This window comes from Kitasatospora sp. NPDC096204 (assembly GCF_044763205.1).
Lineage (GTDB): Bacteria > Actinomycetota > Actinomycetes > Streptomycetales > Streptomycetaceae > Kitasatospora.
In genome coordinates, this window is sequence record NZ_JBIWFT010000050.1 from 1 (window position 1) to 11976 (window position 11976).

The window sequence follows — 11976 nt, forward strand, 5'->3', positions numbered from 1 at the left end:
TCGTTGGCTGGCGGTGAACGGTGCCGGTCATGTGGTGCTGACGAGCCGTCGCGGGCTGGAGGCCCCCGGCGCGGTCGAACTGCGGGACGAGCTGGCCGGCTTGGGCGTACAGGTGAGTGTGGTGGCCTGTGACGTGAGCGACCGTGCGGCGGTGTCGGGGCTGTTGGCGGAGTTCCCGGTGTCGGCCGTGGTGCACACGGCGGGTGTGCTGGACGACGGTGTGGTGGAGTCGTTGACGCCGCAGCGGTTCGCGGCGGTGCTGCGGGCCAAGGCCGAGTCGGCGCGCCTTCTGCACGAGTTGACGGCCGGGCTGGCCCTGGACGCCTTCGTCCTCTTCTCCTCCACCGCCGGCGCCCTCGGGTCCGCCGGTCAGGGTAACTACGCGGCGGCCAACGCCTACCTGGACGCGCTCGCCGAGCAGCGCCGGGCCGCCGGTCTACCCGCCACCTCCATCGCCTGGGGCCCCTGGGCGGGCTCCGGCATGGCCGCCGACGGCGGTGCCGTCGAGCAGCGGCTGCGTGCCTCCGGCATCGCACCGCTGGCCCCCGAGCGCGCCGTCGAGGCGCTGGCCCGGGCCGTCGCCCGGCCGGCCGCCGTCCGGGTCGTGCTCGACGTCGACTGGGAGCGCTACGTCGCGGCCGCCCCGACCGGCGCCCTGCTGTCCGGCCTGCCCGAGGTCCGCCGGGCGCTGTCCTCGGCGACCGCCCCGGCGGACGACTCCTCCTACGCCGCCCGCCTGGCGGGCCTCGGCGAGGCGGAGCGGGCACGGGTGCTGATCGACCTGGTCCGCGCCGAGGCGGCCACCGTTCTCGGCCACGACGGCCCGGACGCGGTCGGTGCGGACCGCGCCTTCCGCGACCTCGGCTTCGGCTCGCTCACCTCGGTTGAGCTGCGCAACCGGGTCGCCGCGGCGACCGGCCTGAAGCTGCCCGCGACCCTGGTCTTCGACCACCCGACCCCGCAGGCCCTCGCCCGCCACCTCGGCGACGAACTGCTCGGCACCGGTGCCGCGGTGCCGCTGCCCGCGGTCCGTACCGGCGCCGCGGACGAGCCCATCGCGATCGTCGCCATGGCCTGCCGCTTCCCCGGCGGGGTCGAATCCCCGGAGGACCTCTGGCAGTTGGTGACGGACGGCCGGGACGGCATGACCGCCTTCCCGACCGACCGCGGCTGGGACCTCGACGCGCTCTACGACCCGGACCCCGAGCAGCCCGGCACCCACTACGCCCTGCGGGCCGGATTCCTCTCCGGCGCCACCGAGTTCGACGCCGACTTCTTCGGCATCAGCCCGCGCGAGGCGCTGGCGATGGACCCGCAGCAGCGCGTCCTGCTGGAGACCTCCTGGGAGGCCTTCGAGCGGGCCGGCCTCGACCCGGCCTCGGTGCGCGGCAGCCGGACCGGCGTCTTCATCGGCTCCAACGGCCAGGACTACGCGGCGCTGCTGCTCCAGGACCCGCAGAGCGTCGAGGGGTACATCGGCACCGGCAACGCCGGCAGCGTCGTGTCGGGCCGCATCGCCTACACCTTCGGGCTTGAGGGCCCGGCGGTGACGGTGGACACCGCGTGCTCGGCCTCGCTGGTCGCGCTCCACCTGGCCGCGCAGTCGCTGCGCAGCGGCGAGTGCTCGCTCGCCCTGGCCGGCGGTGCCACCGTGATGGCCACCCCGACCGCCTTCATCGAGTTCAGCCGTCAGCGCGGCCTCGCCGCCGACGGCCTGTGCAAGGCCTTCGCGGCCTCGGCCGACGGGACGGGCTGGGGCGAGGGCGTCGGCATGCTGGTGTTGGAGCGGCTGTCCGACGCGCAGCGCAACGGCCACCGGGTGCTGGCCGTCGTGCGCGGCTCCGCCGTCAACCAGGACGGTGCCAGCAACGGGCTGACCGCCCCGAACGGGCCGTCGCAGCAGCGCGTCATCCGCGAGGCGCTGGCCGATGCCGGGCTGTCGGCCGCCGAGGTCGACGCCGTCGAGGCGCACGGCACCGGCACGGTGCTCGGCGACCCGATCGAGGCCCAGGCGCTGCTCGCCACGTACGGGCAGGAGCGCACCGAAGAGCCGCTCTGGCTGGGTTCGGTGAAGTCCAACCTGGGCCACACCCAGGCCGCCGCCGGTGTGGCAGGCCTGATCAAGATGGTGATGGCGATGCGGGAGGGCGTGCTGCCGCGCACCCTGCACGTCGACGAGCCGTCGCCGCACATCGACTGGGCCTCCGGTGAGGTCCGGCTGCTGACCGAGGCCCGGCCGTGGCCGGAGACCGGGCGCCCGCGCCGGGCGGCGGTGTCCTCCTTCGGCATCAGCGGGACCAACGCCCACACGGTCATCGAGCAGGCCCCGGCGGTCGAGCCGGCCGCGGCCCGGACCGAGGCCGAGCGGCCGGCCGGACCGGCCGTGCGACCGCTACTGCTGTCCGGTGCCACGGAGCGGGCACTGCGCGACCAGGCGTCCCGGCTGCTGGAGCACGCCGACGCCCACCTGGACCAGGAGTCGGACCTCGGCGACCTCGCCCACGCGCTCGGCACGACGCGGGCTGGCCTGGCCCACCGGGCCGTGGTGGTCGCGGAGGACCTCGCCTCGTTCCGGGGCGGTCTGGCGGCGCTGGCCGAGGGCGGTACGGCCGCCGGGCTGATCACGGGCACGGCGGGTGCCGGGCGGACGGCGTTCCTGTTCACGGGGCAGGGGAGCCAACGTCCGGGCATGGGCCGGGAGCTGTACGAGGCGTTCCCGGTGTTCGCGGAGGCCTTCGACACCGTGTGTGCGCGCGTCGAACTGCCGCTGAAGGAGGCGGTGTTCGGGGAGGACGCTGACGTTCTCGCCCGGACCGAGTTCACCCAGGTCGCGCTGTTCGCGATCGAGACCGCGCTGTTCCGGCTCTTCGAGAGCTGGGGTGTGCGCCCGGACTTCCTGGTGGGCCACTCGATCGGCGAGATCGCGGCCGCGCACGTCGCCGGTGTCCTGTCGCTGGACGACGCCGTCACGCTGGTCGCCGCTCGTGGTCGCCTGATGCAGGCGCTGCCCGAGGGCGGCGCGATGGTCGCGGTCAAGGCCACCGAGGCCGAGATCCTGCCGCTGCTCACGGACAACGTGAGCATCGCCGCGATCAACGGGCCCACCTCGGTGGTGATTTCCGGGGACGAGGATGAAGTCCTCGCCATCGCCGGGCAGTTCGAGAAGACCAAGCGTCTCAACGTCTCGCACGCCTTCCACTCACCGCTGATGGACGGCATGGTGGACGACTTCCGCCGGGTGGCGGAGAGCCTGGCGTACGCGGCGCCGCAGATCGCCGTGGTCTCCAACGTGACCGGTGCCCTGGCCGGCGCCGAGGAGCTGTGCTCGCCCGAGTACTGGGTGCGCCACGTCCGCGAAGCCGTCCGCTTCGCCGACGGCATGCGGACCCTGGAGGCCCAGGGCGTGGCCACGTACCTGGAGCTGGGCCCCGACGGCGTGCTCTCGGCCATGGGCCAGGAGTGCTTCGGGCAGGGCGTGTTCACCCCGGCGCTGCGCGCCGGGCGGCCCGAGACGCAGACCGCGCTGACGGCCCTCGCGACCGTTCACGTCCACGGTGTCGTCGTGGACTGGAAGGGTGTGTTCGCCGGTGCGGGTGCGCGCCGGGTCGAGCTGCCGACGTACGCCTTCCAGCGGCAGCGTTACTGGCCGCAGGCGCCGACCGGCGCCCGGGCGGACGTCACCTCGGCCGGGCTGGTCTCGGCCGGGCACCCGCTGCTCGGTGCCGCTGTCGCCCTGGCCGACACCGACGGCTACCTGTTCACCGGCCGTCTCTCGCAGGCGACCCACCCGTGGCTGGCCGACCACGCCATCATGGGCACGGTCCTGCTGCCGGGCACGGCGTTCGTCGAACTCGCCCTGCACGCCGGTGACCAGGTCGGCTGCGGCCGGCTGGACGAGCTGACACTGGAGGCACCGCTGGTGCTTCCCGCCCGGGGCGGTGTCGTCCTCCAGCTCACGGTGGAGGCCCAGGACGCCTCCGGGCGGCGGCAGCTGGCTGTTCACTCGCGTGCCGGGGACGCCTCCGACGAGCAGCCGTGGACCAGGAACGCGACCGGCACGCTGTCGGCGCAGGAGCCGACCGCCGGTGTCGAGCTCACCGAATGGCCGCCGCAGGGAGCCGAGCGGGCCGATCTGGGTGACCTCTACGAGCGGTTCGCCGCGCGCGGCTTCGCCTACGGTCCGGTCTTCCAGGGCCTGCGGTCCGCCTGGGTGCGCGGCGAGGAGGTGTTCGCGGAGGTGACGCTGCCCGGCGAGCCCGCCGGTGACGGGTCGGCCTTCGGCCTGCACCCGGCGGTGCTGGACGCCGCGCTGCACGGATCCTTCCTGCGGCACGCGGACGACACCGAGGGGCGGCTGCCGTTCTCGTGGACCGGCGTCGCGCTCCACGCCACCGGTGCGTCGAGCGTCCGGGTGCACCTGGCCCCGGCCGGTGCGGACGGTACGGCCATCACGGTGGCGGACGCCGCCGGGCGGCCGGTCGCCACGGTGGAGTCGCTGGTGGCGCGCCCGGTCTCGGCCGACGCCATCGCCGAGGCGAACGACGCCTTCCGGGACTCGCTGTTCCGCCTGGAGTGGACCCCGGTCGCTGTCACCGGTACGCCGGAGACGAGTGGTTGGGCCGTGCTCGGCGCGAGTGACCTGCCGGTGTTGGGTGGTCTGCGGCAGGTGGCTGGTGTGGCCGCGTTGGCGGCGGCGGTGGACGAGGGTGCCGTGGTGCCGGAGGTCGTGGTCGCGGTCGTCGACGGTGAGGGTGCCGTTGAGGGCGGGGTCGCGGTGGCGGCCCGGTCGGTGGTGGCGCGGGTGTTGGAGTTGGTGCGTGGCTGGCTGGTGGAGGAGCGGTTCGCCGCTTCGCGGCTGGTGGTGGTGACGCGTGGTGCGGTGGCCGTGGGTGCGGGGGAGAGTCCGGACCTGGCGGTGGCGGCGGTGTGGGGTCTGGTGCGTTCGGCGCAGAGTGAGAACCCGGGCCGGCTGGTGCTGGTGGACGTGGACGGCGTGGTGGAGTCGCTCGCGGCTCTGGGTGCCGCCCTGGCCGCCGACGAGCCCCAACTCGCCCTACGCGAAGGCATGGTGCTCGCTCCGAGGCTCGCCCGTGGCGCCACCGGTGACGCGCTGGCGGTGCCCGCGGGTGCCCCGGCCTGGCGGCTGGACGCGATCGAGCGCGGAACCCTGGAGCACCTGGTGCTCCGGCCGGCCGACGACGCCACGGCGCCGCTGGCCGCCCACGAGGTCCGGGTCGCGGTCCGCGCGGCGGGCCTCAACTTCCGTGACGTCCTGATCCCGCTGGGCATGTACCCCGACAGCGCGGCCCGGATGGGCAGCGAGGGTGCGGGTGTCGTCCTGGAGGTCGGTGCCGATGTGACGGGCCTGGCCCCGGGCGACCGGGTGATGGGCCTGCTGACCGGCTGCTTCGGACCGGTGGCCGTGACGGACCACCGCATGCTCACCCGCATCCCCGAGGGCTGGTCGTACGTCCAGGCGGCCTCCGTGCCGATGGTGTTCCTGACGGCGTACTACGCGTTGGTGGATCTGGGTGGTCTGCGGGCGGGTGAGCGGGTGCTGGTGCACGCGGCGGCCGGTGGTGTCGGGATGGCGGCGGTGCAGTTGGCGCGGCATCTGGGTGCCGAGGTGTTCGGCACGGCGAGCCCGGGCAAGTGGGAGGCCCTGCGGGGTTCGGGTCTGGACGACGCGCACATCGCGAACTCCCGGACGCTGGACTTCGAGGGCGCGTTCCTGGCGGCCACGGGTGGTGCCGGGGTGGATGTGGTGCTGGACGCGTTGGCGGGGGAGTTCGTGGACGCCTCGCTGCGGTTGCTGCCGCGTGGTGGACGCTTCCTGGAGATGGGCAAGACGGACGTCCGTGAGCCGGCGGCGGTCGCGGCCGCGCACGAGGGTGTGCGGTATCAGGCGTTCGATCTGATCGAGGCCGGTCCGGAGCGGATCGGTGTGATGCTGGCGCATCTGGTGGAGTTGTTCGGGCGGGGTGTGCTGGTGCCGCTGCCGGTGGTGTCGTGGGACGTGCGTCGGGCGCCGGAGGCGTTCCGTTTCCTGGGCCAGGCGCGGCATGTGGGCAAGGTCGTGCTGACGGTGCCGTCGCCCGCCGCGGGCACGGTGCTGGTCACGGGTGGTACGGGTGGTCTGGGTTCGCTGGTGGCGCGGCACCTGGTCACCGTGCACGGGGTGCGGAGTCTGGTGCTGACCAGCCGTCGTGGCCCGGACGCGCCGGGCGCGCTCGAACTGCGGGACGAGCTGGCCGGGTTGGGCGCCGACGTGGACGTCGTCGCCTGCGACGTGACCGACCGCGCGGCTGTCGCCGCACTGCTGGACGGCCGGACGCTGTCGGCAGTGGTCCACACGGCCGGCGTCCTCGACGACGGCCTGGTGTCCTCACTGACCCCGGAGCGGCTGGACGCGGTCCTGCGCCCGAAGGTCGACGCGGCCTGGCACCTGCACGAGCTGACCCTCGGCCAGGACCTCACCGACTTCGTCCTCTTCTCCTCCGTCTCCGCGCTCTTCGGCACGGGTGGCCAGGGCAACTACGCCGCGGCGAACGTCTTCCTGGACGCGCTGGCGCAGCACCGCGCGGCGCTGGGCCTGCCCGCGACCTCGATGGCCTGGGGCCCCTGGGCCCACGAGGGCGGCATGCTCGGCCGGCTCGACGACGCCGAGGTGCGCCGGATGAGCAGGGGCGGGGTGCCGCCGCTGGGCGCGGAGGAGGGCCTGGCGCTCTTCGACGCGGCCCGCGCGGGTGTCGAACCGGCGGTGCTGCCGGTCCGCCTCGACCTGCCCGCACTGCGGGCCCAGGCGAGGACGACTCCGCCTCCCGCGTACCTGCGCGGCCTGGTCCGGGCCACGGTCCGGCGGGCGGTGGCCAGCGGTACGGCCACCGCGGGCTCGTCGCTCGCGGCGCGCCTGGACGGCCTGGACGGCGCCGATCGGCACGCCCTGCTGCTGGACCTGGTCCGGACGCAGGTGGCGGCCGTCCTCGGACACGGCACGGCGGAGGCCGTCGTCGCCGACCGCGCGTTCAAGGACCTCGGCTTCGACTCGCTGACCTCGGTCGAGCTGCGCAACCGCCTCAACACGGCCACCGGCCTGCGGCTGCCCGCCACCCTGGTCTTCGACCACCCGAACCCCGCCGCGCTCGCGGACCACCTGCTGGGCGAGCTCCTCGGCGCCCGGCCGACGGCGAAGCCCGCCGCGGTGGCCGTCCGGACGGCGGGCGCGGACGAGGACCCGATCGCGATCGTCGCCATGGCCTGCCGCTTCCCGGGCGGTGTCCGCACCCCCGAGGAGCTGTGGCAGCTGGTCGCCACCGGCACCGACGCGGTCGGCGCGCTGCCGACCGACCGCGGCTGGGACCTGAGCGCCCTGGCCGCCGTCGAGAGCGGCACCCAGCAGGCCCGCGAGGGCGGGTTCCTGTACGACGCGGACCGCTTCGACGCCGCGTTCTTCGGGATCTCGCCGCGTGAGGCCCTCGCCATGGACCCGCAGCAGCGGCTGCTGCTTGAGACCTCCTGGGAGGCCTTCGAGCGGGCGGGCATCGACCCGTCCTCGGTGAAGGGCAGCCCGACCGGCGTCTTCGTCGGCGCCTCCTCGCACGGCTACGCGACCGGGCAGGGCGTCGACCAGGCGGGCCTCCAGGGCCACCTGCTGACCGGCAACGCCACCTCCGTGGCCTCCGGCCGACTCGCCTACACCTTCGGTCTCGAGGGCCCGGCGGTCACCGTCGACACGGCCTGCTCGTCCTCGCTGGTCGCGCTGCACTGGGCCGCCCAGTCGCTGCGGCAGGGCGAGTGCACGATGGCACTCGCGGGCGGTGTGACGGTGATGGCCGGCCCGAGCATGTTCCTGGAGATGGGCCGTCAGGGCGGTCTCGCCTCGGACGGCCGCTGCAAGGCCTTCTCGGCGGACGCCGACGGCACCGGCTGGGCCGAGGGCGCGGGCGTCCTGCTGCTGGAGCGGCTGTCGGACGCCGAGCGCCTCGGGCACCCGGTGCTCGCGGTGGTGCGCGGCAGCGCGATCAACCAGGACGGTGCCAGCAACGGCCTCACCGCCCCCAACGGCCCCGCGCAGCAGCGGGTGATCCGCCAGGCCCTGGCCAACGCCGGGCTGTCGGCCGCCGAGATCGACGCGGTCGAGGCGCACGGCACCGGGACCGCGCTGGGCGACCCCATCGAGGCCCAGGCCCTGCTGGCCACCTACGGCCAGGAGCGCGGCGGCGACCACCCGCTGTGGCTGGGCTCGCTGAAGTCCAACATCGGCCACGCCCAGGCGGCGGCCGGTGTGGCGGGCGTCATCAAGACGGTGATGGCCCTCCGGGCCGGCGTGCTGCCCAAGACCCTGCACGTGACCGAACGTTCGCCGAAGGTCGACTGGTCGGCGGGTGCGGTGGAACTGCTGACCGAGGCCAGGGACTGGCCGGAGACCGGGCGTCCGCGTCGCGCGGCCGTCTCCTCCTTCGGCATCAGCGGGACCAACGCCCACACGATCATCGAGCAGGCCGGCGTGCCCGCCCACACCCCGGCCGAGCCGGTGGAGCCCGTGCGGGTGGCGGACACCGTCCTGCCATGGGTGCTGTCGGCGCGCAGCGAGCAGGCCCTGGCCGACCAGGCGCAGCGACTGCTGGCCCACTGGGAGGAGCACGACGACCTGCGGGCCGCCGACATCGCCCACTCCCTGACGGCCGGGCGCGGCACCTTCGAGCACCGGGCCGTCGTGATCGGCCGGGACCGTACGGAGTTCCTGGACGGTCTGACCGCCCTGGCCGCCGGGCGGAGTTCCGCCCGCGTGGTGGAGGGCCTGGCCGAGGGCGGGAAGCTGGCCTTTCTGTTCACCGGGCAGGGCAGCCAGCGGCCGGGCATGGGCCGGGAGCTGTACGAGGCCTACCCGGTGTTCGCCGACGCCTTCGACGCGGTGTGCGCGCGGGTCGAACTGCCGCTGAAGGAGGCGGTGTTCGGGGAGGACGCTGACGTTCTCGCCCGGACCAAGTTCACCCAGGTCACGCTGTTCGCGGTGGAGACCGCGCTGTTCCGTTTGCTGGAGAGCTGGGGTGTCCGTCCGGACTTCCTGGTCGGCCACTCGATCGGCGAGCTGGTCGCCGCGCACGTCGCGGGCGTCCTGTCGCTGGACGATGCCGTCACCCTGGTCGCTGCTCGTGGCCGGCTGATGCAGGCGCTGCCCGAGGGCGGCGCGATGGTCGCGGTCAAGGCCGCCGAGGCGGACGTCCTGCCGCTGCTCACCGAGAACGTGAGCATCGCCGCCGTCAACGGGCCTTCCTCGGTCGTGATTTCGGGCGACGAGTCCGAAGTCCTCGCCATCGCAGCGCAGTTCGGGAAGACCAAGCGGCTGAGCGTCTCGCACGCCTTCCACTCGCCGCTGATGGACGGCATGGTGGACGACTTCCGCCGCGTGGCGGAGGGCCTGTCCTACGCGGCGCCGCGCATCCCGGTGGTGTCGAACGTGACGGGCGCCCCGGCGAGCGCCGAGGAGCTGTGCTCGCCCGAGTACTGGGTGCGCCACGTCCGCCAGGCCGTTCGCTTCGCCGACGGCATGCGGACCCTGGAGGCCCAGGGCGTGGCCACGTACCTGGAGCTGGGCCCCGACGGTGTGCTCTCGGCCATGGGCCAGGAGTGCGTCGGGCAGGGCGTGTTCACCCCGGCTCTGCGCGCCGGGCGGGCGGAGGCCCGGACGGTGGTCGGCGCGGCGGCCCTGGCACATGTGCGGGGTGCCGCCGTCGACTGGACGGCCGTCCGGGGCCGGGACACCGGCGCTCGGCGGGTGGAGCTGCCCACGTACGCGTTCGACCGGCAGAGCTACTGGCTGCAGAGCTCTTCGGCGCCGGAGGCCGGCCCGGCCGGCCCGGGCGGTGCGGCCCAGCAGGCCGACGGCTGGTTCTGGGACGCCGTCGAGCAGGAGGACGTGCACTCCCTGGCCGACGCCCTGGACTCCGGGGACGACGACCTGCGCTCCTCGCTCGGCACGGTGCTGCCGGTGCTGTCCGAGTGGCGTCGCCGCCGGACGGCGGTGTCCACCGTCGACGGCTGGCGCTACCGGGTCGAGTGGAAGCCCCTGCCGGAGGCCACCGCGACTGTTCCGTCCGGTGAGTGGGTGGTGGTGGCGCAGGACGTCTCTGCTGCGTCGGTGGTGGCGTGTGTGGGGGCGTTGTCGGGTCGTGGTGTGTCGGTGCGGCTGGTGGGTTCGGCCGGGTTGTCGCGTGCGGAGCTGGCGGCTGAGGTCGCTGGTGGTCCGGTGGCGGGTGTGCTGGGTGTGGTGTCGGACGCGGGTGTCGCGCTGACGCTGGTGCAGGCGTTGGGTGACGCTGGTGTCGGTGCGCCGTTGTGGCTGGCGACCGGCGGTGCGGTGTCGACGGGTCGTGCGGATGTGCTGCGTGACGCGGCGCAGGCGCAGGTCTGGGGTCTGGGTCGGGTCGTCGCGCTGGAGCATCCGGAGCGTTGGGGCGGTCTGGTCGACCTGCCGGAGGTGCTGGACGAGCGGGCCCAGGGCCGGCTGCTGTCGGTGCTGGCCGGCCTCAACGACGAGGACCAGCTCGCGGTGCGCGCGAACGGCGTGTTCGTACGCAGGCTCGTCCGGGCCGAGCGCGCCGAGGGCACGGGCTGGGCGCCGCGCGGCACCGTCCTGGTCACCGGCGGCACGGGCGCGCTGGGCGCGCACGTCGCCCGCTGGCTGGTCGCCAACGGCGCCGAGCACGTGGTGCTCACCAGCCGCCGTGGCCTGGACGCTCCGGGCGCGGCCGAGCTGCGCGAGGAGCTGACCGCGCTCGGCGCCCGGGCCACCGTCGCCGCCTGCGACGTGAGCGACCGTACGGCCGTCGAGGCGCTGCTCGCCGAGCACGCCTTCACCGCGGTCGTCCACGCCGCCGGCGCCACCGCGTCCGCGCCGCTCGCCGAGACGGCGCCGGCGGACTTCGCCGCGGTGGTGGCCGCCAAGGTGTCCGGTGCGGCGCACCTGGACGAACTGCTCGGCGACACCGAGCTGGACGCCTTCGTCCTCTTCTCCTCGATCGCCGGCGTCTGGGGCAGCGGCGGGCAGGCCGGCTACTCGGCCGCCAACGCCTACCTGGACGCCCTGGCCGAGCAGCGCCGCTCGCGCGGCCTGGCCGCCACGGCGATCGCCTGGGGCCCCTGGGCGGGCTCCGGGATGGCCACCGAGGCCGACGCGGAGGAGCAGCTGCGCCGCCGCGGACTGAACGGCATGGCCCAGGAGTTGGCGACCGAGGCGCTGGCCGGCGCGATCGGCGGCGAGCCGTCGGTCACCGTGGTCGACGTCGACTGGGAGCGCTTCGCCCCCGGCTACACGGCGCTGCGCCGCAGCCCGCTGATCGGGGACCTGCCGGAGGTCCGGCTGGCCCTCGCGGCCGGCGAGGCCGACGGCGGGGCGTCCGAGGGCGCCGACGCGGCGGCCGAACTGCGGGCCCGGCTGGCCGGGTCGACCGACGGGGAGCGGCGGCAGGCGCTGCTCGACCTGGTCCGCGGCACCGTGGCGGAGGCCCTCGGGCACGCCTCGGCGGCCGAGGTCAGGGCCGACCGCTCGTTCAAGGACCTCGGGTTCGACTCCCTCACCGCGGTCGAGCTGCGCAACCAGCTCACCGCGGCCACCGGTCGGCGACTGCCGGCCACCCTGGTCTTCGACCACCCCACACCGAGGGCGCTCGCGGACCACCTCACCGCGGAACTGTTCCCGGCGGGCGGTGACGCGGCCGGCTCCGAAGGCGGGGAGGCGCGGATCCGCCAGGCGCTGGCCACGGTCCCGCTGTCCCGACTCCGGGAGGCCGGAGTGCTGGACATCCTGCTGGATATCGCCGGTTTGCACGACGACGTCCAGGAATCGGACGGCTCGGACGGAGAGGAGAGCGCGGCATCCATCGACGAGATGGACGTCGACAGCCTGATCCAGATGGCGTTCGAGAACACCGATTCCGATTCCTGACGATTTTTGCGAGAAGTGTGGAGCACATG

At 74.6% G+C, this 11976-nt stretch carries 1 protein-coding gene; it reads left to right on the top strand.

The features are described from left to right. Positions 1-11947 (top strand): type I polyketide synthase (locus tag ACIQ87_RS35940; protein WP_402415430.1); only part of this gene is annotated, 11947 nt, incomplete at its 5' end. Between the last annotated feature and the right edge of the window lie 29 nt (positions 11948-11976).